This is a genomic window from Streptomyces griseoluteus (assembly GCF_004784465.1).
Taxonomy (GTDB): domain Bacteria; phylum Actinomycetota; class Actinomycetes; order Streptomycetales; family Streptomycetaceae; genus Streptomyces; species Streptomyces griseoluteus.
Window position 1 is genome coordinate 354,161 of the sequence record NZ_SRRU01000005.1, and the last position, 22,412, is coordinate 376,572.

Sequence of the window (22,412 nt, forward strand, 5' to 3'; positions counted from 1 at the left end):
GTACGCGTCTCCTCGCGCCCCTTGGGGGATCACGCGCCCCGAGCCGCCCCTACGGCTCCAGCCCCCTCCGCCCCTCGCCGGACGCGAAACCCAGCCACGTGTGCCGGTTGCCCGCCCAGCACCAGCCGACCTTGGGGGCGTCGCGCCGCTCGCGTCCGTCCCGGCCGGTGCCGTTGCTGATCCAGAGTGCCGGGGTGCGGGCGTCCAGCGTGCCCTTGGGCTTGCGCAGCCGGGAGCCGATGGTCATGAAGCAGTGATTGCGCTCCAGCACGTCCGGCCGCTGGAGCACCCAGTGGATGCCCTCGGTCAGCAGCAGCGGCGTACGGGACGCGGCGGTGAGCGCCGGAAGTGCCTCGTCCGGGCTCCAGTTGGCCATGTCGTCGCCCCGGTCGACCCCGCTGACCAGGTACAGCGGGGTGTCGGGCAGGTCGATGGTGTCGAGCGGCGCGAAGAGGTCGACGTCGGTCATGTCGGTGACGACGAACCCGGCCCTGTCCCGGCGCCGGAGCAGCGGCGCGAGTACGGAGGCGGGGGCGAGGTCGGGACGGACGGCGAGGAGGAAGTCGCCGTCCCCGGCCCCCTCCGCCGCCGCCCGGACCTCGGCGGCCGACAGTCCCGCGATCTCGTGCACCCCCAGCTCGATCAGCCGCTCGGCCTGCGTACTCAGCGGGGTGAAGGTCTGCGTGGTCTCGGACACGATGCTCCCAACGACAGCGGTGTGTACGGGCGCAGGCCCAACGAACCGCCCGCCCGGAACATTCCCGGCAGGGCCGCCTACTCCCCGTCGAGCATCCCCCGCCACACCCCGACGGCGTCGGCGCACACCGGGCCGGCCCACCCCTGCGGGCGGGCCGCGCCACCGATGTGGAAGGCGTCGATACCGGCGGACCGCAACTCCGGCACGTGCTCCAGCCGGAGCCCCCCGCCGACCATGATGCGCGGCTCGTACCCCGGCGTGCCGGTGTGCGCGGCCTCGGCCGTCAGCGTGTCCAGCCCCTCGTCCACACCCGTCGCCGCGCCCGCCGTGAGGAAGGTGTCCAGACCCGGCAGCCCGCTGAGCCGCTTGCGCAGCGCGTCGCGGTCGGCGGCGCGGTCGATCGCCCGGTGGAAGGTCCAGGGGCAGCCGTCCAGCGCGTCGACGACCCGTTCGACCGCCGCGAGGTCCACGTCCCCGTCCGGGTCGAGGAAGCCGAGGACGAACTGGTCGGCGCCCGCCGCCCGCAGTTCGGCGGCCGTGCCGGTCAGCCGGCCGAGGTCGCCCGCCGCGAACCCGTCCGACAGCCGCAGCATCACGCGCAGGTCGATCGTGACGGCGGCGCGGATCGCGGCCACCACGGCGGGGTCGGGGCTGAGCCCGTCCGCCGCCATGTCGGTGACCAGTTCCAGCCGGTCCGCGCCTCCCGCCTGGGCGGCGACCGCGTCCTCGACCCCGAGGGCGATCACCTCCAGGACCGCACGCTTGCTCATGGCACCCCAATTCCGACGCGGCTACAGGTCTAGTCCAATTCCAGGGTACGCCCCGCCCCCGATCACCGGAACAATGGACACATGGCCGACGCAGACACCGCAGCAGACCTCGGGCTCCGCTTCGCCCGCGCCCTCGAAGCCGCCCGCGCACCGGGCGGGGGCCCGGACCCCGCGCCGTACGCCGGGAACCTGATCGCCCGCTGGGAGGAGCCGCAGCGGCGCTATCACACGCTCGCCCACCTCACGGCGGTCCTCGACCGGGTCGACGCGCTGGCGGAGTACGCCGACGACCCCGACCTCGTACGGCTGGCGGCCTGGTTCCACGACGCGGTGTACCTGCCGGACCGGTCGGAGAACGAGGAGCGCTCCGCGCGGCTGGCCGAGCGGGCGCTGACCGAGGCCGGGGTGCCGGAGGCGAAGGTCGCGGAGGTGGCCCGGCTGGTGCGGCTCACCGTCGGCCACGACCCGGCCGAGGGCGACCGGAACGGGCAGGTGCTGTGCGACGCCGACCTGGCGATCCTCGCCTCGGCGCCGTCCGCGTACGCCGCCTACACGGCCGAGATCCGCGAGGAGTACCACTTCGTGCCCAACGACGCCTTCCACGAGGGGCGTTCGGCGGTACTGCGCCAACTCCTGGACCTGCCAAGGCTGTTCCACACCCCCTACGGGTCGGAGCACTGGGAGGCGACCGCCCGCTGGAACCTCGCGGGAGAGCTGGAAATGCTGTCGACCTGACTCCGGGCTCACCCCTAGGGTGCCGTCCATGCGAGCGATGAGCGGGGACCAGGTGACCGAGGCCGTGCGCGGCTGTGTGACGACGCTGCGCGCGGCCGTCGACCGCGACTGGACGGCCGTCCGCGCCGGAGGCGTGGAGTGGGACTGCCACGTCACCGCCCTGCACGTCGCCGAGTGCCTCCTCGCCTACGCCGGCAACCTCGTCGGCCACGCGCGGGACGCGTACGTACCTTTCGAGATGCGCCTGGAGGACGGCACCGGCAACGACGGCCTGCTGCACGTCCTGGAGACCACCGGCGCCCTGCTCGCCGCCGCGGTGAACACCGCCCCGCCCGGCGACCGGGCCTTCCACCCGTATCCGTTCCGCAGCGCCGACCGCGAGGGTTTCGCCGCGATGGGCGTGGCCGAAGTGCTGCTGCACACCTACGACATGGCGCAGGGCCTCGGGCTGGAGTACACACCCGCCGAGAGTCTCGCCGAAGGCGTGCTCACCTGCATCTTCCCGCACGTCCAGCCGGGCCCGGAAGCCTGGCCGACGCTGCTGTGGGCCACCGGCCGGGGCGAGCTGGCGGGCCGCCCGGCGGTGGACAACTGGCGCTGGCGCAACAACCTCGTCATCCCCGCCGACCGCCTGACCCTCACCGGTCTGCGCCCGGCCGCCGCCCGCGACCTCCGCCTGGGCGGCGACGGCGGCTTCACCTGGCTCGGCGGTGCCCCCTACGAGGGCACCCGCGAGGCCGCCGGCTTCCTGGTCAAGGCGTACGAAGCGGGCGTCCACAGCCCCGAGTTCGGCGTCTTCACCCTGGTCCGCACCGAGGACGGCCTCGCCGTCGGCGGCATCGGCTTCCACGGCACCCCCGACTCCGAGGGCCGCGTCGAAATCGGCTACGACCTCGTCCCCGAGGCCCGCGGCCAGGGCTACGCGACAGAAGCGCTCCGCGCCCTGACGGAATGGGCCTTCGCCCGCGACGACGTCCACCGGATCGTGGCCACCGTCCACCCCGACAACCCCGCCTCCGAACGCGTCCTCGCCCGCGCGGGCTTCCACCGAGCCGACCCGGAACAGGAGGAGAGGGCCCGCACGGAACACGGCATGGAAAGCGGCCTACGACTGTTCGTGCACGAGGGCTGACCACCCCACCCACGAACCGTCCCGCATGATCACCCGCCCCCGCAGCTCCGGTACGCCCCGCCAGGCCCGCACGGTCGTCGGCTCGACGCGCAGGTAGACGTGGGGGGTCTCCTCCGTGCGGGGGTCCCAGGCGAACTTGGCTGTGAAGGCTTCGGCGGCTTCCGGGGGTGCATCGGCAGCCGGGTACAGCCGCGCCGTTCCTTGCAGGAGCACCACGTCGGTGGTGTCCGGCAACGACAGGCGCACTCGGGGCTCTTCGCGGATGTTGCGGGCCGTCGCGGAGGTCGCGTTCGTGCACATCCAGAGGGCCGCGCCGTCCCAGGCGAACCAGAGCGGTACCTGGTGGGGGCCTTGGGTGGGGTGGGAGGTGGAGAGCCAGAGGTCACGCTCGGTGCCGAGCCTGGTCAGGGTGTCGCGTACGCGCTCGGCCGGGTCGCGGGGAGTGATCTGCGTGGCGTGCATGGGGGTCGACCCTAGGCAGCGCGGCCAAGGGGCACATCGGGCGGTGGTCCTAGGACCCCTTGCGTCGTCTCAGCCCCGCCGCGTGCAGCAGGCGGACCACGTCCCGGCTGCGGACCTCCACCGCGCCCGCGGCGACCGCGTCGGCGTAGCGGTGGGAGGGGATGTCGTAGTGGTCGCGTTCGAAGGCGCGTGGGGGGACGCCGAGGGTCGCGGCGAAGAGGTGCAGCTCGTCGTAGGAGACGTCGCTGATCAGGTGGGACCACAGGCGGCCGTGGCCGGGCCAGGTGGGTGGGTCGATGTAGACGGTCACGCGGGGCCGGCCGTCACTTGGGGGTGTTCCCGTCCAGCGCCTTGGCGAGGGAGCCGACCGGGGCGACGTCCACGCCGGACTCGTGGCAGACCCAGTGCGGGTCGGGGCCCAACTCCGGTTCCACGTCCAGCGCGTGCGGGTCGCCCGTGGCGCACACCGGGCACAGCGGCCAGCGGCCCTTCCGTTCCAGCAGCGCGTCCTGCACGTCCTGCGCGACCAGGCCGGAGACGAAGGCGGCGCCCTCGGGCCACTGCTCCACCCACCAGCGGCGCTGCGCGAGCGACTCCTCCACCAGCGAGACCACGTCCGCCTCGGCCACGTCACCGGCCATGAGGTCGGCGAGCACCAGCGCACGGGCCGCGTGCAAGGCCTGTTCGAGCGAGCTGAGATTGGCGGCGTCGTCCATGCACCCATTGTGCGCACTCTTGCCCCGCCGGCCGAACCGGAAATATCTTTCAGGGGTGACCCAGGACGTGAAGGAAACTTTCGGGAGTCCCGGCGGCTCGCTCGCCGCCAAGGTGCGCACCCTCACGCCGTCCATGACGCGGTCCATGCAGCGCGTGGCGGATGCCGTGGCCGGCGACCCGGCGGGCTGCGCCGCCCTCACCGTCACCGGGCTCGCGGAGCTGACCGGCACCAGCGAGGCCACGGTCGTCCGCACCGCCCGCATCCTCGGTTACCCCGGCTACCGCGACCTGCGGCTCGCCCTCGCCGGGCTCGCGGCCCGGCAGGAGTCCGGAAGCGCGCCCGCGATCACCACGGACATCGCGGTGGACGACCCGCTCACCGACGTGATCGCCAAGCTGGCCTACGAGGAGCAGCAGACCCTCGCCGACACCGCCGCCGGACTGGACACCGCCCAGCTCGGCGCGGCCGTCACCGCGCTGGCCGCCGCCCGCCGTACGGACGTGTACGGCATAGGGGCGTCCGGCCTGGTCGCGCAGGACCTCACCCAGAAACTGCTGCGCATCGGGCTGGTCGCGCACGCGCCGGGCGACCCGCACCTCGCGGTGACCAACGCGGTGCAGCTCCGCGCGGGGGACGTCGCCGTCGCCATCACCCACTCGGGCTCGACCGGTGACGTCATAGAACCGCTGCGCACCGCCTTCGAGCGCGGCGCGACCACCATCGCCGTCACCGGCCGCCCCGACTCGCCCGTCACCCAGTACGCCGACCACGTGCTGACCACCGCCACGTCCCGCGAGAGCGAGCTGCGGCCCGCCGCGATGTCCTCCCGTACGGGTCAACTCCTGGTGGTGGACTGTCTGTTCGTGGGCGTGGCGCAGCGGACGTACGAGAGCGCGGCCCCCGCCCTGGCCGCGTCCTACGAGGCGCTGGCCCACCGGCACCGCAGCGCGACGCGTTAGCTTTCTCGAAGGCGTCTCCGCCAGCTTTCTTCGTTCGGACCCGACCGGAAAGAGCCGCATCAGATGACCGACTCCCCTCACCTCCAGAGCGAGCTGGCCACCCTGACCACCGAGGCGTTCCGGCCGGAGCTGGCCGGGATCGACCAACTGCCCACGCTGGACATCGCCCGGCTGATGAACGGCGAGGACACCGGCGTCCCGGCGGCCGTCGCCGCCCGTCTGCCCGAGATCGCCGCCGCCGTCGACGCCGTCGCCGCCCGCATGGAGCGCGGCGGCCGCCTCGTCTACGCCGGTGCCGGTACGGCCGGACGGCTCGGCGTGCTGGACGCCTCCGAGTGCCCGCCCACCTTCAACACCGCCCCCGGCCAGGTCGTCGGGCTCATCGCGGGCGGACCGGGCGCGCTGGTGAACTCCGTGGAGGGCGCGGAGGACTCCCCCGGCCTGGCCCGCGCCGACCTGGACGCGCTGAAGCTGACCCCGGACGACTCGGTGGTCGGCGTCTCCGCGTCCGGGCGTACCCCGTACGCGATCGGCGCGGTCGAGCACGCCCGCGCGGCCGGCGCCCTGACGGTGGGCCTCTCCTGCAACGCGAACAGCGCCCTCGCGGCCGCCGCCGAGCACGGCATCGAGGTGGTCGTCGGGCCCGAACTCCTCACCGGCTCGACCCGCCTGAAGGCAGGCACGGCCCAGAAGCTGGTCCTGAACATGCTGTCGACGATCACGATGATCCGCCTCGGCAAGACCTACGGAAACCTGATGGTCGACGTCCGCGCCTCCAACGCCAAGCTCCGCGCCCGCTCGCGGCGGATCGTGGCGCAGGCGACCGGGGCGCCGGACGCGGAGATCGAGAGCGCCCTGAGGGAGGCGGACGGCGAGGTGAAGACGGCGATCCTGATCATCCTGGCGGGGGTGGACGGGAGTACGGCGACGCGTCTGCTGGAGGAGTCCGACGGCAGGCTGCGGGCGGCACTGAAGAAGGCGGGGGCGTAGGGGCGACGCGTACCGCCTTCCGGAGGAGTCCCGCGCGCCGGACCGGCCAGGGTGGCGCAGGCTCGGCAGCGTGCGTAACGACACCGCCACCGCCACCGCCGTCCTCGCCCTGACGGGCGGTCCCGCCAACGTCCGTCACGTCACCCACTGCCTCACCCGGCTCCGGCTCACCGTCGCCGACCCGGTCGCCGTGGACGAGGAGTCGCTGCGCGCGCTGCCGGGCGTGCTCGGGGTGATCGGGGCGGGGACACCGTCGCTTCAGGTGGTGCTGGGGCCGGGAGTGGTGGACACGGTCACGGCGGAGGTGGAGCGGCAGCTCGCGACGGGGGCGCGCGACGGGGGCGTACGGACGGGGGCGGACGCCGTGGAAACGGACAAGGGGTCCCACCCCTCGCCCACCGACCTCCCGCGGAAGGGGCCCCTCGCCGCCTCCCTCCGCCGCATCGCCAACGTCTTCGTCCCCCTCATCCCCGCCCTCATCGGCTGCGGCATCATCGCCGGCGTGGGCGGCCTGCTCACGAACACCGGCCGGCTCCCCGGCCTCACCCCGGCCCTGGCCGCCATCGCCTCCGGGTTCATGGCCCTGATCGCGGTTTTCGTGGGCTATCAGACCGCGAAGGAGTTCGGCGGCACCCCCATCCTGGGCGGTGCCGTGGCCGCGGTGATCGTCTATCCGGGCGTCGCGAAGGTGACCGCGTTCGGCGTGCACCTCTCCCCCGGCCAGGGCGGGGTCCTCGGCGCACTCGCCGCCGCCCTGCTCGCGACCCGGATCGAGAAGTGGTGCCGGGGACGCCTGCCCGGCGCGCTGGACGTCCTGCTCACCCCCACCGTCACCGTCCTGGTCGCGGGCCTCGCCACCCTGTACGGCCTGATGTACGCGGCCGGAGCCGTGGCGAGCGCGATCGGCACCGGCGCGAACTGGCTGCTCACCACCACCGGCGCGTTCGCGGGCCTGATCCTCGGCGGACTGTTCCTCCCGCTGGTGATGCTCGGCCTGCACCAGGCCCTGATCCCCATCCACACCACCCTGATCGAGCAACAGGGCTACACGGTCCTCCTCCCCCTGCTGGCCATGGCCGGCGCGGGCCAGGTCGGCGGCGCGCTCGCGGTGTACGTACGCCTGCGCCACGACACGACCCTGCGCGCCACGATCCGCTCGGCCCTCCCGGCGGGCCTGCTGGGCGTGGGCGAGCCCCTGATCTACGGCGTCTCCCTCCCCCTGGGCCGCCCGTTCGTCACCGCCTGCGCGGGCGGGGCGGCGGGCGGCGGATTCGTCGGGTTCTTCGCCATGCTCGGCGAGAAGGTCGGCGCCACCGCCATCGGCCCCTCCGGCTGGGCCCTCTTCCCCCTCCTCACCGGCAACCAGGGCCCGGCCCCGGCCGTCGCCATCTACGCGGGCGGCCTCCTGACGGCATACGCGGTGGGCTTCGCGGCGACCCTCGCCTTCGGCTTCCCGAGAGGTACGGCCAGAAGCCCGGCCCCACCGGCCACTGACCGCACACCGGCGGGCTCGGCGTGACGCTGCCCCGGCAGGCGTACGCGACGGGGCCTTCGCGGCAATCCTCGCCCTCCCAGCGGGTACGACCCCGCCGGCCACCGGTCGAACACCCGCCGGCTCCGCGTGACGCCCGCTCCTCCCCCTCGTTGCCCCAGACATGAAGAAGCTGCTGCTAGCCGCCCTCGCCGTCGCCGCGTCCTCCGCCGCCCTGGCCACCCCCGCCCACGCCGCCTCCGCCGACGACCGGTGGACGGCCGAGGACACCACCGCCTGCGCGGCCGGCCTCACCGTGACCCCGGTGGTCAAGGCGGTCTCCCCGCTCCCGCTGGCCGAGCAGGCCCCCGCGTGCGGCAAGGGGAGCCTGCTGCACCACGGCTAGGAGTACTGCGCGAGCTGGATCAGATTGCCGCAGGTGTCGTCCAGTACCGCGACGGTCACCGGCCCCGCCGCCACCGGCTCCTGGGTGAAGCGCACCCCGAGCCCGCGCAGCCGCTCGTACTCGGCGCGCACGTCGTCCACGGCGAAGGAGGTGGCCGGGATGCCGTCGCCGCGCAGGGCGGTGGTGTACGGCTTGGCCGCGGGGTGGACGTCCGGCTCCAGCAGCAGCTCGGTGCCGTCGGGCTGCTCGGGCGAGACCACGGTCAGCCACCGGTACTCGCCGAGCGGCACGTCGGCCTTCCTCACGAAGCCCAGCACCTCGGTGTAGAAGCGCAGCGCCTTCTCCTGGTCGTCGACGAACACGCTGGCCAGGTTGATCCTCACGGGGTGCCCTCCAGAAGGGGTCGCGGAAACGTACTGCGGCCCGATCCTCGCGCATCCGGAGACCCGGCGCGCGGGTGAGAAGCTGGAGGCATGAATCACGCCCAGCTCACCGCGCTAGGCCGCGCCCTCCGGCTCGTCGGGGAGCACGGGGAGGCGCTGTCCGCCGACACCCCGGACTCCCGGCTGCACGAGGTCAAGGCCGATCTGCGCCGCGCGCTGGACCTGCTGGACGAGAGTGTCTCGGCCGGCGCCCCCACCACCCGCTGCGCGGAGCACCCGCAGGGCCCGGTGGACGAGAGCGCGCCGGACCTGTGCCTGCTGTGCGAGACCCGCAGGAGGGCCGCCCGCCGGGCGGAGTACGGCGGCCAGGGCCGCGGCCCGGAGGCCCCCGCGACCGCCCCCTCCCGGTACGGCGTCCGCGCCGACCGCCCCCAGCCCCAGCAGCGCTGGCTGCCCGAGGCGTGGAACGGCCGCGAGTGGCAGCTCTGCGGCACCCCGCGAAGGGACCGCCGCGAGGCGGAGGCGTACCTGGCCGCCGCCCGCCGGGGTTCGCGCCCGGCGATGGCCTACCGCCTGGTCCACGAGTTCACCGACTACGAGGTGCTCCGCGTCTGGGGCACCCCCGCCCAGGTGGACATCGAACCGATGGGCAACCTGTAGCCGGAGGCAGCAGCATGGACCAGCAGCTCAACATGGTGACCCTGGGCGTCGAGGACCTGGCGGCGAGCCGCCGCTTCTACAGCGAGGGGCTCGGCTGGACCCCGCTGCTGGACCTGGACGAGGTGGTCTTCTACCAGGTCGGCAAGGGCGTGGCGCTGGCCCTGTTCCCCCTGGCCGACCTGGCCGCCGACACGGGCGCCCCGGCCACCCCCGGCACCCCCTTCACCCTCGCCCAAAACCTCGGCTCCCCCGCCGAGGTCGACGCGGCCGTGGCCCGCGCCCGCGAGGCCGGGGCGAAGGTCCTGAAGGAGCCCCGGCGGGCGGCCTTCGGCGGCTACCACGCCTACGTCACCGACCCGGACGGCCACCGCTGGGAGATCTGCCACAACCCCGGCTGGTCGGTGGCCAAGGACGGCACGGTACGGCTGGCGGCGGTGGACCCGGAGACCTGAAGGACGAGGGCAGCGCAAAGGCGCCGGGCGGGAGTTCACCCACCCGGCGCCTCACGAGCAGAGCCTCAGCTGAGCGAGCCCAGCGAGGTGGCGTCGTACGGCTTCAGCTCGTCGAACCGGCCGGACAGCACCTTCGCGGCCCACTCCGGGTCCTGGAGCAGCGCGCGGCCGATGGCGACCATGTCGTACTCCTCGCGCTCGAAGCCGTCGAGGAGGTCGTCGATGCCCTTGAGCGGGGAGCCCTCGCCCTGGAACGCGCCCGTGAAGTCGCCGTCCAGGCCGACCGAGCCGACGGTGATGACCGGCTTGCCGGTGATCTTCTTGGTCCAGCCGGCCAGGTTGAGGTCGGAGCCCTCGAACTCGGGGAGCCAGTAGCGGCGGGTGGAGGCGTGGAAGACGTCGGCACCGGCGGCGGAGATCGGGGCGAGGATCGCCTCCAGCTCCTCCGGGGTCTCGGCGAGACGCGCGGTGTAGTCCTGCTGCTTCCACTGCGAGTAGCGGAAGATGACCGGGAACTCGGCGGACACGCGCTCGCGCACGGCCGCGACGACCTCCGCGGCGAACTGCGCGCGGGCGACCGGGTCACCGCCGTAGCCGTCGGTACGGCGGTTGGTGCCCTCCCACAGGAACTGGTCCAGCAGGTAGCCGTGGGCGCCGTGGATCTCGACCCCGTCGAAGCCGATGCGCTCGGCGTCGGCGGCGGCCTGCGCGAAGGCGCCGATCACGTCGTCGATGTCGGACTGCGTCATGGCCTGGCCCTTGGCCTCGGCACCGGCCTTGTGCACGCCGGACGGGCCCATGGCGGGAGCGTCCGCGAACGGCGGCTCGCCCTGCCGGCGGACCATGCCGATGTGCCAGAGCTGCGGGACGATCGTGCCGCCCGCCGCGTGCACCTCACGCGCGACCTTCTCCCAGCCCGCGAGCTGCTCCTCGCCGTGGAAGCGCGGCACGCTGTCGCTCTGGCCGGCCGAGTCGTGCCCGACGTACGTACCCTCGGTGACGATCAGGCCGACGCCGTTCGCGGCACGGCGGGAGTAGTACGACACCACGTCCTCACCGGGGATGCCGCCCGGGGAGAACATCCGGGTCATCGGCGCCATCGCGATCCGGTTCGGCACGGCGAGGCCGTTGAGCGTGATCGGGCGGGACAGGAGCTGGGCCGCGCGGCTGGCGGCGGACGTCGTGACGGTCACGTGTGGGGCTCCTCGGAGAACGGTGTCGGGTAGACCGGCTGGTATGTGTGCACGCAATGGTGCACCTAGTGAAACAACTGGTCCACTCGGCTCCGCATTCCGCCCCGCCGGACCGGGTCCGTGTGACCCCCGCCACGCCCGCCCCTCAGCCCAGCTCGACCCGCCGCCGGGCGTCCCGGTTCAACAGCCGGACGCGCTCGCGGAGCACGTCGGCGGGGGCGGCTTCGCCGACGTGCTCCGGCGGTACGTCCCACTCCCGGCCGCCACCGAGGGGCCGTAACTGAACCCGCCCGCCGACCTGCCCCATGACCTCACCGACCCGCCCGTCCCGCACATCGAGGGCATACGACCCCAGGACCCGCCCCTCCTCGTCACCCACCCGCCCGCTCCGCGAGCACGGCGGCGAGACGGGCGGCGACGTCGAGGTTGCAACTCCCGAGGTCCACGAGGGTGTTGCGCCCGCCGTAGATTTCGGTCACGGGGTCGACGCGAAGCGAGGGCAGCACGATGCCCGCCTCGCGCAGGGCGGTACGCAGCCGCTCGACCGCCTGGTCAGCCGTATCCGTCATGTGCGTTTCCTCCACGCTGAGTGTTCCTGTTCTGCACACAGAGTGGCGGCACCGCTTCTAGCCTGGCCACACAGGCAGTGCCAACAACCTCACCTGTGGGACAGGGGGCAGCGATGCCAGGCCCGAAGGACCTCGACCCGTCGTCGTCACCACGAGCGATGATCGGGGCGGAGTTGCGCCACGCGCGGGAGCGGAAGGGGTTGAGCCAGGAGCAGTTGGGCCAGGTCCTCTTCGTGAGCGGCTCGTTCATCGGCCAACTGGAGGCCGGGACGCGGCGGATGCAGCCGGAGTACGCGCGGCTGCTGGACGAGGCGCTGGACACGGGCGACTTCTTCGCACGGAACTGCGTCGCGGCGGCCAAGTCGAAGTACCCGGAACACTTCGCCGAGGCGGCGGAAGCGGAAGCGCAGGCCACGGCGATCAAGGAGTACTCACCTCTGCTGATCCCCGGACTGCTCCAGACCCCCGAGTACGCACGAGCCGTATTCCGCGCCTACCGCCCGACGGAGCCTGACCGCCAACTCGATGAGCTGGTCTCGGTTCGCATGAGCCGGGCGACCCTCCTCGACGATCCAACAGACCTGGTGTTGTGGGTGGTGGTGGATGAAGCAGCGCTGCGTCGCGTGACGGGCGGACGGACGGTGATGGCGGAGGCCGTGCGGCACCTGGCCGACACCTCCCGGCAGCACCGCGCGATCGTGCAAGTCCTGCCGTTCGAGGCCGGTGCCCACACGGCGATGGAGGGTCCCATCAGGCTGATGGACTTCGCGGACGCTCCACCGGTGGTGTACTTCGAAGGGGTGGGCACCGGCCGACTGGAGGACGACCCGACCACCGTCAGGCAACGCCAGCGCACCTTCGAGTTGCTCACGGCCTGCGCCCTCTCACCAGCCAAGTCCCTTGTTCTCCTTGATGCGGTGGCACAGGATTACGCGCATGAGAAACACCCCTGAGCCCGGCCCGCACCCCGCCACCTGGCGCAAGTCGACGTACAGCGGCGGCAGTGGCGGCAACTGCCTGGAGGTGATCGACACCCACCCAGCCCTCATCCCGGTCCGCGACTCCAAGGCGCCGCACGGCCCGACGCTCGCGTTCCGGCGACAGGCGTGGGCCGCGTTCGTGGAGAACCTCAAGGCCGGCTGAGGTGGGGGCCGCCGCCTCCGAGGCGCGAGCGGTGAACTCCGAGCCCTCTTAAGACGCCGTTTCTGATGGCGGACCGTTGGCCGCTCGAAACGGGTGGTCTGCCTGAAGGGCTGCTCGTACGGTGGCTCGGTGTGCTTCTACGCCATGACCTACTACAAGCTGCACTACGCGTGCGTCTCGTGCCGTGTCAGCTTCAAGCAGCATGCCTGTCCGCCACGGGAGCACCTGTGCCCCAACTGTGCTCGGCCCCTCATTTGCGCTGGTCATGACTTCGCCCCTCCGCCCAGGCGTGATGTCCGCGGGTGGTCTGTGGTGGCTGCGGTGCTGAGGGAAGGGCTGCGCTACGAGGGGCGATCGGCCTGCGGGTGCGGCAAGGAGCCCAAGTACCGCCCGCGGACAAGAGCCGAACTGCGGGTGCGTCAGATCATTGCCACAAGGGACGGGCTTCCGTTGTCCGAGACATTTTCCCGACCGGACCCTCTGAGTCCGTCGGCCGGCTGACCTCGCATCTCAGCGTGTCAGGCCCGTGGCCGGCCGCCGCCAAGCGGCCCGCCGACAAGCCGGCGGGCCGCTCCTGCCGCAGCGTCGGGACGCTGCCGCTGTCAGTGAGCCGCGGTGAAGGCCACGCCTGTCGTGACACCCTCGGGGGTGGCGACAGCCAGGAGGTCCGAGGCGACGGAGGCGATCGGCGTCTCGATGCAGAGGCCGCCGGAGCCGGCGACCGCGAGACCGCCGGAGACGTTGTCCAGGTCGGCGTCGGAGATTTCGGTGGTCGCGACCTGGGGGACGGAGTTCATTGCGCGCGGTTCCCTTCGAATGAGCACTCTGAATGGCAGCGTTCGCTCGCTCGACTTCCGGGAGCGGTGCCGGAATTCTTTTTTTCGCGAGTCGTCGCTACGCGAAGAATCAAAGCAGGTCGATCATGAGGCGGCCAGCCGCCAGGGTCCCGGACGGGACGCGGATCGGAATGGGTCTTCACCGGTGTGACCACGTTATGACCGAACACATCGAATTCTCCACATGCCCTGCTGAGCAGGTGCGGACACGGTGCTTGCCGCCGTCGCCCAGAACGGTTACGGATTCGCCGAAGCCAGCGCCTTCCGGCCTTTTCATGACGGTTATTCAGGTTGGATATGACCTCACGGTGAACGGTGTGAGGGTTCATCGGATTTTCCGCGTCCGGACGTCAGATACGTGAGGTACACCCCTCTGCCGCAGTCGGACGCCTTCCGCAGGGTCCAGCGGCCCCGGACGGTGGCGGAGGAGAAATCCGACTCGGCGTCGTCCTCCTCCACTTCGCCCTCCTCGGGGGTGTAACCGGCCTCGGGGAGCCGCTTGTGCAGGAAGGCCAGGGTGGTGTCGAAGCCGTCGCGGACGACGGTGGCGACGACGAGCCGGCCGCCGGTGCGGTGCTCCACCGAGGTCACGATCGCGCCGTGGGGCACCGGTAGGTCCGCCGGGAACTCCTTGGGGAGCGGGAGCGGCGGTGAGGCGGCGGTGGGGCAGCCGCCGGGCGCGGGGCCGGCCGCGCGCCCGGCCGGCGGAGCGGTCGCCCGCTCCGCCGCGTACGGCGTCGCCCCCGGGTGCTCGGCGTGCGTGCCCGCCGAGCACCCGGTGACCGCGGCCAGACCTAGGACGGCTCCCGCCAGTACGGCAGCCGAGGGCGACGGCTTCATCTAGTGGTTTCCTCCGGATTTCTTGCGCTTGCCGGCGGCCACGGCGTCGTACGCGCCGTAGAGCGTGCCGCCGGAGGACTGGCGGGCGATGGAGGCCAGCGCGTCGTAGTTCTGCGCACCTCCGGTCGCGCAGGTGCCGGTGCAGCCGTCGGCGTAGGCGGCGAGCACGCGGCCCCGGGCGTCGGTGGTGACGTCGATGAAGTCCAGCAGATTGCGGTCCTCGCCGCAGGTGGTGCCGCCCGTGCAGATCGACCCCTTCTGGACGGGGTCGGTGGGGGTGGCGTCGGCGGTGACCCAGGACTGGCCGCCGTCGTAGGTAGTGGCCACATACAGGTGCCACACGCCCTGGAAGGCCGTGTCCTGGTAGTTGCCGCCCGTGGTGGTGCCGAGGAAGGCGAAGGAGGCGCGGTTGTCGTCGCCCGCGGTCACGGCCGGGAAGACGACGTTCTTGATACCGAGGGCCGCGCCGACGTTCTGGTCGTACAGCCACGTCCTGCCCTTGTCGTGGCTGACGGCGATACGCGGCGTGCCGTCGCTGTTCTGGTAGCCCATGTAGACGGTCCCGCCGGCCCCGATGCCCACGCTCGGGTCCGAGTCACCGGGGGTGCTGGACGGGTTGTGGCGGACGGTCCAGGTCAGCCCGTCGTCCTCGGAGACGGCCACGGCCTGATGGCCGCCGCAGCCCTTGTTGGGCACGTACACCGTGCCGTCCGGGGCGACCTTCACATGCCCGTGCAGGCCGCCGCAGTCCAGCAGCGAGTACATCGGAACCGCGGGCCCGTACGTCAGTCCGCCGTCCCGGCTGACCGCGCAGGAGGCGTCGGCGATGTCCTGGGAGCAGTAGTAGACGGCGTCCGGGTACGCGGTGAGGCCGCCTGGTGTGCCCGCGGCGAAGGGGCCGCCGCCGATGGTCTGGTGGTCCACGCCGGAGTTGACGCCCGAGCCGCCCGTCGGCGTCCACGTCTCGCCGTCGTCATCGGTGTAGCAGGTCAGCGCGGTCTTGCCGGCGAGCTGCGACTCGAAGGTGCGGTGGGTGGCCGGGTCCGTGAAGAGGATCGGGTCGAGGCTGGTGGTGCTGCCCTGGGGGCAGCCGTTGGCCGCGTTCGCGCTCTTGTCCTGCCAGGTGGCGGTACCGGAACCGTCGTAGGTGACCTTGAGCGTCGACGTGTTCGCCTGGAACATCACGGCGCCGCTCGCCCGGTCGACGCCGATCGAGGGTTCACCGGCGTTGTGCGCGTCCGTTATGCCCTCGGGGGCCGTGGAGTTCGCGTACGCCGGCGGTGTGGCCGTGCTCGGCGGCGGGTCGGCCGGCGGGGTGATCAGGCTCGCGGTGCCGGTGAAGCTGCCGCCGAGCGGCGCGTAGGGCACCACGCGCACGGTGTACCACCCCGACACCGCCGGGAGCAGCACGGTCTCGGGATCGCTGGAGGAGGCCGAGGCGGCCACCTCTCTGCCGTTGGCGTCGAGGACGTACAGGTCGAAGTCGGCGGCGGAGTCCGGCCATCGGACGTCGATGCGCAGGCTGTGACCGGCGTCGTAGCCCGCGGGGACCGACACCTTCAGGGCGTAGTCGTCGCAGGGTTGCGCGGCCCCGCAGCTCACCGCGCCGGCGGTGCCGGAGACGTTGGGGACGGCGAAGGGGCCGGCGCTCCAGGTGGTCGTGGGCGCGGTGTCGCTGACCGATCCGGAGGACGGGGTGGCGGCGTCGGCGGACCCGCTCGGCAGGGTTCCGGCGACGAGCGCCAGGAGCCCGACGGTGAGACGCCCCAGCGACCGCGGGGGGTGGTGGCGACGGAGTGCGGAGAGGAGGGCCACAGGTACCTCGACTTTCGCGAGTCGGACGGAGGGTGGTGGTGTGCGGCGGTGAGGGAGGTGCCTGCGGTGCCTCCGCAGGCACCTCCAGGGCGCTTGCGGAGGCCTGGTCAGAGGGGTCAGAGGGCGTCCACGGCGCTCACCTTCCAGCCGTCGGAGGTGCGAGTGAGCGTCATGCGCACCCGGTTCAGGTCCAGCCGGGGCTGCGGGACCTGGGTGCTCCGGGTGACCTGGTTGACGAAGAGCAGGACGACGGCCCGGTCCGGTGCGGCCGACACGACGGAGGCCGCCGGGGCGCCGCCGTCGGCGGGGGTGGCCACGGTCGCCTTCACCACGCCGTGGTACTTCGTCGCGGTCGGCGCGACCGCCGCCTTGGTGGTCTTGCCGTACTGGTCGCGGAAGTGCCCGGTCAGCAGGGCGCGGGCCCGGGAGAAGTCCCGGTCCAGGTGCCGGTAGTCGTACGACAGCACGACCGGTGCCGCCTTCAGCGCGGTCGCGACGGCCTCGCCGCGGGCCTGCTCCGTCTGCCGCCCCTGCCGGTACTGCCACCCGAGCACGGCGGCCGCGGCCAGGGCCGCCACGAGGACGGCGCCCAGCACCGCGGTGAGCACGCGCCGCCCGGTCGTGCGCGGGGGCGCACCGTCCTCCGGATCCTCCTCGAACAACTCGAAGGACTCGAACGACTCGGGCTCCGGCGGGTCCTCCCAGCCGTTCGCCGGGGGCTCGACGAGCAGGGTGCGCCCGGCGGGCGTCCGCTCCTCCTCGCGGGCGCCGCGCTCGGGGCGCGCGGGCCGCCCGGTGCGCTTGGCCGCCGCGCGGGCGGCGGCGGTCATGGTGCGGCGGGCCGGTGAGCCGGTGCCGCGGGTACGGGCGGTCTGATGCGCCACGGTGTCTCTCCTCATCGATGGACTCACGGATGGTCAGCCCACGAACGCGACGTCGGACGTCAGCCAGCGGCCGGACACGCGCGCGAGGTCGAGCTGGAGCCGGTAGGTGCGCGCCTGGCCCTGGGGCGCGGCGGAGTTGGTCACCTTGCTGTCGGCGACGACCAGGACCCGGGCCGAGCGCGCGTCGGACCGCACGATGCCCGCTTCCAGGATCTGGCCCTCGGAGACCGACTTGTTCTGCGCGACCAGCTTCGTCAGTTGCGCGGTCTGCGCGGCGAACTCCTTCTTGAACTCGCCGGTGGCGCCCTTCAGCACGTTGCCGCTGTCCCGGTCGTAGTGCCGGTAGTCGAGCGAGGTGAAGTTGAGTGCCGACTGGCGGGCCGCCGCCAGGATGTCCTGGCGGCGCTGTTCCGCCGCGTGCTGGTCGGACAGCTTCACACCCAGCCAGACACCGGGCACGGTCGTCAGCACCGTCGCGGCGGCGAGCCCCGCCGACAGCAGCCTCATGCGTGCGCCTCTCCCGCCATCGGTCCCACGAGCAGCCATTGCCACGACTCCTTTCCGAACACGGTCTGTTCTCCGCCCGTCGAGCCGATCTCGACGGGTGTTCCGTCCGGGCCGATGGGGGTCCCTCCCTGCTCGAGCGCAGCCGAGAGCTTGGGGGAGGTGCCGGTCTCCGGGTCGTACGGGGCCACGAACGCGGCCCGGTCGGCGCCGTGCCGGCCGGTCGTCGCGCCGGGCGCGTTCTGCGCCCCTCGCACCGAGGTCTTGCTGCCGCGCGGTGCCGTGCAGCGCGCGTCGGTGTTCGCCGGGCGCGTGCTGGTGTCGGCGGGGTCGCGCCGCTGGGTGCCGTAGCCCTGGGTGCACGCGGGCGGGTCGCCCGCGTTCACGACCATTCCGAAGTGGGTGGTGCCGTCGCCGGGAATGACCGTGTAGCTGCCCGCGACCGTGAGCGGCAGCGTGACCAGGGCCTGTTCGATGCCGGGCAGCCGGGCCACGGTGACCTGCCCGCCGCTGACGAGGTTGGCCAGCAGGACCGGCACGTGCGGCCGCGTGGACCTCAGCAGGGAGTCGACCTGCTGCGCGGCGGGCGGCGTGTTGCCGATCAGCCGGCGCAGATCGCCGTCGCTCGACTTCAACTGCGCCGTGAGGGTGGCGAGGTCGCGGGAGAAGGACTTGATGGCCGAGCCCTTGTCGGCCTGGGTCTTGAGCACCTTCCGGGAGTCCTCGATCAGCGAGACCGTCTGGGGCAGCGACTCGGAGGCCGACTCGACCAGCGCGTCGCCGGAGTCCACCAGCCGGCTCAGGTTCGGCCCGGTGCCGGCGAACGCCTTGCCCAGTTCGTCGACGGTGACCCGGAGGTCGTCCTTGCCGACCGAGTTGACCAGCCGGTCGAGGCTGAGGACCAGGTCGGTGACCGGCAGCGGGGTCCGGGTGCGGCTGCGCGGGATCGGGGTGCCGTCCTTGAGGTACGGCCCGCCGGACCGCCGCGGCTGGAGGTCGACGTACTGCTCGCCCACCGCCGAGCGGTCGGCGACCACCGCGAGCGTGTCGGCCGGGATCCGCGGGGCGCCGTCCTCGATCCTGAGCGCCACCGAGATCCCCGACCGGGTCAGCCGCAGGTCGCCCACGCGGCCCACGGGCACGCCCCGGTAGGTGACCTCGGCGCCGGAGAAGATGCCCCCGGACTCGGCGAAGTCGGCGCGCACGGTGTATCCGCGGTGCAGGACGTCGTCCACCAGGCCCGTGTACCGGGCGCCGACGTACGACACCCCGAGGGCGGTGACGGTCGCGAAGGCGAGCAGCTGGGCCTTGACCGTACGTGTGATCACGGCAGCATCCCCTTCAGCATCAGCTCGGCCAGGCCGGTGTCGACGCCCGGCGGGAGGCGGCGCGAGCCGCTCCCGGTGCCGTAGGCGGCGGTGCACACCGGCGGGCACAGCAGAGAGCTGCCGGCGGAGGGCGTCGCGGGCGCCGAGGGCACGGGCGGGGTGGACGGCAGCGGCGGGGCCGACGGCAGGGGCGGGACGGACGGAAGGGACGGCAGGGGGACGGGAGTGGGGACGGGGGGAAGGTGCGGTGTCCCGGGGGTCGGGGACTTCCCGCCCTTGCCGGGCTTGCCGGTGACGTTGCCGTAGAGGTCCGCCAGGTCGAGGTCGGCGGTGATCTTCAGGTTGACGTAGTCGCCCTTGACGGCGTCCGTCGCGTTGCGCGGGAACGGGTAGGTGGTGAGGATCTCCAGGGAGCCGGGCAGGTCGTCGCCCGCCTTGTTCAGCTCCTGGAGGATGGGCTGGAGCTTCTTCAGGTTGGCGACGGTGTCGTCGCGGGAGGCGTTCACCACCCTGGTGCCGGTCCTGCCGAGCCCGGAGAGGGCGGTGAGCATCTTCGTCAGGTCCTTGCGCTGGTCGGCGAGGACCTTCAGGGCGGGCGGCACGGTGTCGACGGCCAGGGCGATCGTCTTCTTCTCCTTCTTCAGCCGCTTGGCGAGCCGGTCGACGCCCTTCAGCGCGCGCACGATCTCCGCCCGCTGGCCGTCGAGGCCGCCGAGGAAGGTGTCGAGTTGCTTCAGCAGGGACCTGACCCGGTCCTCGCGACCGCCGAGGGCCTTGTTCAGCTCGACGGTGATCGTCTTCAGCTGGGCCACCCCGCCGCCGTTGAGCAGCGCCGAGAGCGCCGACAGCACCTCCTCGACCTCCGGGTTGCGGCCGCTGCGGGACAGCGGGATGCGGTCGCCGTCGCGGAGCCGTCCGACGGGCCGCGTGCCGGCCGACGGGGACAGGGCGACGTACTTCTCGCCGAGCATGCTGGTCTGCCGCAGGTCGGCGGCCGCGTTGCCGGGCAGCTTCACCGAGTCGGCGATCCTGAGCCGCACGCGGGCGTGCCAGCCGTCCAGTTCCACCTTCTCGACCGCGCCGACGGTGACGTTGTCGACCTTGACCGCCGACTGCGGCACGAGGTCCAGGACGTCCCGGAAGTCGACGGTGACGTGGTATGCGTGGCCGTCCGAGGCGGCGCCGCCGGGGAGCGGGACGTCGTACCAGCCGTTGAACTCGCAGCCGGTCAGCAGCAGCGAGCCGACCGTCGTCCAGGCGGCCGTCCGCGCCTTGCGCCGCGCGCTCATGCCGATGCTCCCAGGATGCCGCCGAGGGTCTTGTCGGCCGTGCCCGTCGACGCGGGCGCCGACGGGATGTCGGGGAGCGAGTCGAGGAGTTTCTTCAGGCCGGCGCAGTTGTCGTGGTCCTCGCCGGTCGTCTTCAGGATCGAGCAGAGGAGGGAGGGCGGATCCTGCGGGGTCTGCGCGTTGTCGCGGGTGTCGAGGGTGCCGGCGGCGGGGTTGTAGGCGTTCTGCAGGTTCGACAGGCCCGTGGGGGCGACGGTCAACAGCTCCTCCAGAGCTTTCCGTTGGGTGACGAGGACCTTGGTGACCTTGGCCAGGCCCCGCACGTCCGAGGTCAGCGCCTTCTTGTTGCCTTTCACGAAGCCGGACACGTCGCCGAGCGCGGCGGCCAGGTACTTCAGCGCGGCCGCGAGGTCCTTGCGCTCCCCGGCGAGTTGCCCGGCCACGTCGGCGAGGTCGGTGTTGAACGACCGCACACGGGCGTCGTCCGCCGCCAGCGCGGCCGTGAACACCTGGAGGTTCCGCACGGTCCCGAACAGGTCGCCGCGCCCGTCGGACAGCGTGGTGACCGCCTGGGACAGGTCCTCCACGGTCTGGTTGAGGTCCTTGCCCTGCCCGCGGAGGTTGTCCGCGCTCACCCCGAGCAGCCGGGACAGCGAGCCCTTCTTGTTGGCGCCGTTCGAGCCGAGCGCGTCGGCGGTGGTGTGCAGGCTGTCGAAGATCCGGTCCAGTTCGACGGGGACGGCCGCCCGGGACTGGGGGATGACGTCTCCGTCCCGCAGCACCGCGCCCTTGCGGTACACCGGCAGCAGCTGCACGTAACGGTCGCTGACGACCGAGGAGTTCACGATGGCGGCCTGTGCGCCGGCCGGCACCTTGCGGCCCCGGTCGTACTCCAGCTCGACCCGCACCCGGCCGCCCTCCGGCGTGATCTTCCTGACCTCGCCGATGCGGACGCCGAGGACGCGGACGTCGGAGCCGGGGTAGATGCCGACGGTGCGCGGGAAGTACGCCGTGACGCGGACGGGGCCGGGGCCCGGCCACAGGACGGCGGCCAGGCCGACGAGGAGCGCGAGCGCGGTGAACAGGGCCAGGAGTCTGCGGGTCATCGGGTGCCTCCTGTCCGCGGCGTGACCGGGGCGGCGACCAGGTTCTGGATGTAGGAGTCGAACCAGCGGCCGTTGCCGAGGGTGTTGGTGAAGAGCCGTACGTAGGGGGCGAGCAGCCGGACGCTGCGGTCGAGACTCGCCTGGTTTCGTTCGAGCATCGTCACGAAGGTGTCGAGGTTCTTCAGCGCGGGTCCGATCTCCTTGCTGTTGTCGTCGACCAGGCCGGACAGCTCGATGCCGAGCAGCGCGGAGCTCTTGAGCAGCTGGTGGATGGCCGCGCGCCGCCTGTCGATCTCCTTGAACAGGGCGTCACCGTCCTTCACCAGCGCGGAGAAGTCCTTCGTGTGGCCGGCCAGCACCTTGGTGACTCCGTTCGCGTGGTCGAGGAGTCCGCGCAGCGCCTCGTCGCGGGCGGCGACGGTCCGGGAGATCCGCGCGAGCCCCTTGATCGACGCCCGCACCTCCCCGGGGGAGTCCTGGAAGGTGACGGAGATCGTGTCCAGTGCCTTCGCGAGCCGGTCCGTGTCGACCTCCTCGGTGGTGGTCGTCAGGTCGCTGAAGGCCTGGACGACGTCGTACGCCGACACGGTCCGCCGGAGCGGGATCTCGCTGCCGGGGTTCAACTGGCCGGGCCCCTTCGGGTACAGGGCCAGGTACTTCGCGCCGAGGATCGTCTTGACCCGGATCGCCGCGCCCGTGTCGGTGCCGAACGCGGGACGGTCCTTCACCTTGAAGGTCACCTTGACGTGGTCGCCGTCCAGGTCGACGCCCTTGACCTTGCCGACCTTGACCCCGGCGATCCGTACCTCGTCGCCCGGCTTGAGCCCGCTGGCCTCGGAGAACGCCGCGCTGTAGGTGTCGCCGCCGCCGATCAGCGGCAGGTTGTCGGCGTTGAAGGCGGCGACGGTGAGCAGCGCGAGGACGGTGAGGCCGACCGCGCCGACGACGACCGGGTTCCTCCCCCGGCTACCGCTGGGAGGTGCCCCCACGCGGAAGGGCTTCGGGCGCGGGCGCTGGAGCCGGATCCTGGGCAGCTTCGGCGGCAGGACGCGCACCTTCACCAGGGGCTC

General features: G+C 72.6%; 28 protein-coding genes. 10 read left to right on the forward strand and 18 right to left on the reverse strand.

Annotated elements, in window-relative coordinates:
• Window positions 1-49 precede the first annotated feature (49 nt).
• Both E5082_RS16290 and E5082_RS16295 read right to left on the reverse strand, forming a co-directional pair.
• Window positions 50-697, reverse strand: coding sequence for a DUF5701 family protein (locus E5082_RS16290; protein ID WP_135791964.1), 648 nt, complete (start codon window positions 695-697; stop codon window positions 50-52).
• A 77-nt stretch (window positions 698-774) separates the two neighbouring features.
• Window positions 775-1,467, reverse strand: coding sequence for a copper homeostasis protein CutC (locus tag E5082_RS16295; protein ID WP_135791965.1), 693 nt, complete (start codon window positions 1,465-1,467; stop codon window positions 775-777).
• Window positions 1,468-1,548: 81 nt separating this feature from the next.
• Here E5082_RS16295 and E5082_RS16300 point away from each other — a divergent pair, with 81 nt between their 5' ends.
• On the forward strand, window positions 1,549-2,202 hold the full coding sequence (locus E5082_RS16300; protein WP_135791966.1) for an HD domain-containing protein: 654 nt from the start codon (window positions 1,549-1,551) through the stop codon (window positions 2,200-2,202).
• Window positions 2,203-2,230: 28 nt separating this feature from the next.
• Entirely contained in the window at window positions 2,231-3,334 is a 1,104-nt protein-coding gene (locus E5082_RS16305; RefSeq protein WP_373310072.1) for a GNAT family N-acetyltransferase, read from the forward strand.
• Here E5082_RS16305 and E5082_RS16310 read toward each other — a convergent pair.
• Genes E5082_RS16310 through E5082_RS16320 form a run of 3 tightly spaced genes read right to left on the reverse strand, consistent with a single transcriptional unit; the run spans window position 3,308 to window position 4,512 of the window.
• Complete coding sequence (locus E5082_RS16310; RefSeq protein ID WP_135791967.1) at window positions 3,308-3,796, reverse strand: pyridoxamine 5'-phosphate oxidase family protein; 489 nt, start codon at window positions 3,794-3,796, stop codon at window positions 3,308-3,310. The two genes, E5082_RS16305 and E5082_RS16310, sit on opposite strands and share 27 nt — an antisense overlap.
• 49 nt (window positions 3,797-3,845) lie before the next feature.
• On the reverse strand, window positions 3,846-4,106 hold the full coding sequence (locus E5082_RS16315; RefSeq protein ID WP_086694898.1) for a DUF4031 domain-containing protein: 261 nt from the start codon (window positions 4,104-4,106) through the stop codon (window positions 3,846-3,848).
• Between the two features lie 13 nt (window positions 4,107-4,119).
• A complete protein-coding gene (locus E5082_RS16320) occupies window positions 4,120-4,512 on the reverse strand; it encodes a hypothetical protein (protein ID WP_135791968.1) in 393 nt (130 codons plus the stop codon).
• A gap of 55 nt (window positions 4,513-4,567) precedes the next feature.
• On the opposite strand from E5082_RS16320, the gene E5082_RS16325 reads away from it, so the two are divergent.
• From E5082_RS16325 to E5082_RS16340, 4 genes are all read left to right on the forward strand, one after another.
• Entirely contained in the window at window positions 4,568-5,473 is a 906-nt protein-coding gene (locus E5082_RS16325) for a MurR/RpiR family transcriptional regulator (RefSeq protein ID WP_135791969.1), read from the forward strand.
• A gap of 63 nt (window positions 5,474-5,536) precedes the next feature.
• Entirely contained in the window at window positions 5,537-6,463 is a 927-nt protein-coding gene (murQ, locus tag E5082_RS16330; protein ID WP_135791970.1) for an N-acetylmuramic acid 6-phosphate etherase, read from the forward strand.
• Window positions 6,464-6,533: 70 nt separating this feature from the next.
• On the forward strand, window positions 6,534-7,982 hold the full coding sequence (locus tag E5082_RS16335) for a PTS transporter subunit EIIC (protein ID WP_135791971.1): 1,449 nt from the start codon (window positions 6,534-6,536) through the stop codon (window positions 7,980-7,982).
• Between the two features lie 136 nt (window positions 7,983-8,118).
• Window positions 8,119-8,340, forward strand: a complete 222-nt coding sequence (locus E5082_RS16340) for a hypothetical protein (protein ID WP_135791972.1) — start codon at window positions 8,119-8,121, stop codon at window positions 8,338-8,340.
• On the opposite strand, the gene E5082_RS16345 is transcribed toward E5082_RS16340, so the two are convergent.
• On the reverse strand, window positions 8,337-8,723 hold the full coding sequence (locus E5082_RS16345) for a VOC family protein (RefSeq protein WP_135791973.1): 387 nt from the start codon (window positions 8,721-8,723) through the stop codon (window positions 8,337-8,339). The two genes, E5082_RS16340 and E5082_RS16345, sit on opposite strands and share 4 nt — an antisense overlap.
• A 90-nt stretch (window positions 8,724-8,813) precedes the next feature.
• Here E5082_RS16345 and E5082_RS16350 point away from each other — a divergent pair, with 90 nt between their 5' ends.
• Both E5082_RS16350 and E5082_RS16355 read left to right on the forward strand, forming a co-directional pair.
• Complete coding sequence (locus tag E5082_RS16350; protein WP_135791974.1) at window positions 8,814-9,383, forward strand: hypothetical protein; 570 nt, start codon at window positions 8,814-8,816, stop codon at window positions 9,381-9,383.
• Window positions 9,384-9,397: 14 nt separating this feature from the next.
• On the forward strand, window positions 9,398-9,835 hold the full coding sequence (locus tag E5082_RS16355) for a VOC family protein (protein WP_135791975.1): 438 nt from the start codon (window positions 9,398-9,400) through the stop codon (window positions 9,833-9,835).
• 65 nt (window positions 9,836-9,900) lie between these two features.
• On the opposite strand, the gene E5082_RS16360 is transcribed toward E5082_RS16355, so the two are convergent.
• The 3 genes from E5082_RS16360 to E5082_RS16370 all read right to left on the reverse strand — a co-directional run bounded on the left by E5082_RS16360 (window position 9,901) and on the right by E5082_RS16370 (window position 11,597).
• The gene (locus E5082_RS16360; protein ID WP_135791976.1) at window positions 9,901-11,028 is read right to left on the reverse strand and encodes an NADH:flavin oxidoreductase; all 1,128 of its coding nucleotides are present in this window, start codon (window positions 11,026-11,028) and stop codon (window positions 9,901-9,903) included.
• Between the two features lie 145 nt (window positions 11,029-11,173).
• Window positions 11,174-11,407 (reverse strand): hypothetical protein, encoded by a 234-nt coding sequence (locus E5082_RS16365; protein ID WP_135791977.1) that lies wholly within the window; start codon window positions 11,405-11,407, stop codon window positions 11,174-11,176.
• Window positions 11,400-11,597 carry a hypothetical protein gene (locus tag E5082_RS16370; protein ID WP_135791978.1) on the reverse strand — a complete coding sequence of 66 codons (198 nt, stop codon included), beginning with the start codon at window positions 11,595-11,597 and terminating at the stop codon, window positions 11,400-11,402. The genes E5082_RS16365 and E5082_RS16370 overlap by 8 nt, the downstream gene beginning before the upstream one ends.
• Window positions 11,598-11,710: 113 nt before the next feature.
• Between E5082_RS16370 and E5082_RS16375 the strand changes: the two genes are divergently transcribed.
• Window positions 11,711-12,550, forward strand: coding sequence for a helix-turn-helix domain-containing protein (locus E5082_RS16375; protein WP_135791979.1), 840 nt, complete (start codon window positions 11,711-11,713; stop codon window positions 12,548-12,550).
• Window positions 12,534-12,740, forward strand: coding sequence for a DUF397 domain-containing protein (locus E5082_RS16380; protein ID WP_135791980.1), 207 nt, complete (start codon window positions 12,534-12,536; stop codon window positions 12,738-12,740). The genes E5082_RS16375 and E5082_RS16380 overlap by 17 nt, the downstream gene beginning before the upstream one ends.
• Window positions 12,741-13,342: 602 nt before the next feature.
• On the opposite strand, the gene E5082_RS16390 is transcribed toward E5082_RS16380, so the two are convergent.
• From E5082_RS16390 to E5082_RS16430, 9 genes are all read right to left on the reverse strand, one after another.
• Window positions 13,343-13,537, reverse strand: a complete 195-nt coding sequence (locus tag E5082_RS16390) for a hypothetical protein (RefSeq protein ID WP_135791981.1) — start codon at window positions 13,535-13,537, stop codon at window positions 13,343-13,345.
• Window positions 13,538-13,879: 342 nt separating this feature from the next.
• Complete coding sequence (locus E5082_RS32390; RefSeq protein WP_167514075.1) at window positions 13,880-14,416, reverse strand: hypothetical protein; 537 nt, start codon at window positions 14,414-14,416, stop codon at window positions 13,880-13,882.
• Window positions 14,417-16,231, reverse strand: a complete 1,815-nt coding sequence (locus E5082_RS16400) for a sialidase family protein (RefSeq protein WP_135791982.1) — start codon at window positions 16,229-16,231, stop codon at window positions 14,417-14,419. It abuts the gene before it with no gap.
• 116 nt (window positions 16,232-16,347) lie between these two features.
• Window positions 16,348-17,115 (reverse strand): hypothetical protein, encoded by a 768-nt coding sequence (locus tag E5082_RS16405; protein WP_229918923.1) that lies wholly within the window; start codon window positions 17,113-17,115, stop codon window positions 16,348-16,350.
• Between the two features lie 33 nt (window positions 17,116-17,148).
• Window positions 17,149-17,622 (reverse strand): hypothetical protein, encoded by a 474-nt coding sequence (locus tag E5082_RS16410; RefSeq protein ID WP_229918924.1) that lies wholly within the window; start codon window positions 17,620-17,622, stop codon window positions 17,149-17,151.
• The gene (locus E5082_RS16415; protein ID WP_135791985.1) at window positions 17,619-18,947 is read right to left on the reverse strand and encodes an MCE family protein; all 1,329 of its coding nucleotides are present in this window, start codon (window positions 18,945-18,947) and stop codon (window positions 17,619-17,621) included. The genes E5082_RS16410 and E5082_RS16415 overlap by 4 nt, the downstream gene beginning before the upstream one ends.
• Window positions 18,944-20,236, reverse strand: a complete 1,293-nt coding sequence (locus tag E5082_RS16420; RefSeq protein ID WP_135791986.1) for an MCE family protein — start codon at window positions 20,234-20,236, stop codon at window positions 18,944-18,946. The genes E5082_RS16415 and E5082_RS16420 overlap by 4 nt, the downstream gene beginning before the upstream one ends.
• Window positions 20,233-21,342 carry an MCE family protein gene (locus tag E5082_RS16425; protein WP_190045338.1) on the reverse strand — a complete coding sequence of 370 codons (1,110 nt, stop codon included), beginning with the start codon at window positions 21,340-21,342 and terminating at the stop codon, window positions 20,233-20,235. Before E5082_RS16425 ends, E5082_RS16420 begins: the two co-directional genes overlap by 4 nt.
• Window positions 21,339-22,367, reverse strand: a complete 1,029-nt coding sequence (locus E5082_RS16430) for an MCE family protein (protein ID WP_190045344.1) — start codon at window positions 22,365-22,367, stop codon at window positions 21,339-21,341. Before E5082_RS16430 ends, E5082_RS16425 begins: the two co-directional genes overlap by 4 nt.
• Window positions 22,368-22,412: the final 45 nt, after the last annotated feature.

Bases quoted from the DNA above. Each gene is read 5' to 3' on its own strand.
- E5082_RS16295 (WP_135791965.1), bottom strand. From the start codon at position 1,467: ATGAGCAAGCGTGCGGTCCTGGAGGTGATCGCCCTCGGGGTCGAGGAC.
- E5082_RS16305 (WP_373310072.1), top strand. From the start codon at position 2,231: ATGCGAGCGATGAGCGGGGACCAGGTGACCGAGGCCGTGCGCGGCTGT.
- E5082_RS16410 (WP_229918924.1), bottom strand. From the start codon at position 17,622: ATGAGGCTGCTGTCGGCGGGGCTCGCCGCCGCGACGGTGCTGACGACC.
- E5082_RS16355 (WP_135791975.1), top strand. From the start codon at position 9,398: ATGGACCAGCAGCTCAACATGGTGACCCTGGGCGTCGAGGACCTGGCG.
- E5082_RS16310 (WP_135791967.1), bottom strand. From the start codon at position 3,796: ATGCACGCCACGCAGATCACTCCCCGCGACCCGGCCGAGCGCGTACGC.
- E5082_RS32390 (WP_167514075.1), bottom strand. From the start codon at position 14,416: ATGAAGCCGTCGCCCTCGGCTGCCGTACTGGCGGGAGCCGTCCTAGGT.
- E5082_RS16375 (WP_135791979.1), top strand. From the start codon at position 11,711: ATGCCAGGCCCGAAGGACCTCGACCCGTCGTCGTCACCACGAGCGATG.
- E5082_RS16320 (WP_135791968.1), bottom strand. From the start codon at position 4,512: ATGGACGACGCCGCCAATCTCAGCTCGCTCGAACAGGCCTTGCACGCG.
- E5082_RS16300 (WP_135791966.1), top strand. From the start codon at position 1,549: ATGGCCGACGCAGACACCGCAGCAGACCTCGGGCTCCGCTTCGCCCGC.
- E5082_RS16380 (WP_135791980.1), top strand. From the start codon at position 12,534: ATGAGAAACACCCCTGAGCCCGGCCCGCACCCCGCCACCTGGCGCAAG.
- E5082_RS16340 (WP_135791972.1), top strand. From the start codon at position 8,119: ATGAAGAAGCTGCTGCTAGCCGCCCTCGCCGTCGCCGCGTCCTCCGCC.
- E5082_RS16420 (WP_135791986.1), bottom strand. From the start codon at position 20,236: ATGAGCGCGCGGCGCAAGGCGCGGACGGCCGCCTGGACGACGGTCGGC.
- E5082_RS16350 (WP_135791974.1), top strand. From the start codon at position 8,814: ATGAATCACGCCCAGCTCACCGCGCTAGGCCGCGCCCTCCGGCTCGTC.
- murQ (WP_135791970.1), top strand. From the start codon at position 5,537: ATGACCGACTCCCCTCACCTCCAGAGCGAGCTGGCCACCCTGACCACC.
- E5082_RS16425 (WP_190045338.1), bottom strand. From the start codon at position 21,342: ATGACCCGCAGACTCCTGGCCCTGTTCACCGCGCTCGCGCTCCTCGTC.
- E5082_RS16370 (WP_135791978.1), bottom strand. From the start codon at position 11,597: ATGACGGATACGGCTGACCAGGCGGTCGAGCGGCTGCGTACCGCCCTG.
- E5082_RS16390 (WP_135791981.1), bottom strand. From the start codon at position 13,537: ATGAACTCCGTCCCCCAGGTCGCGACCACCGAAATCTCCGACGCCGAC.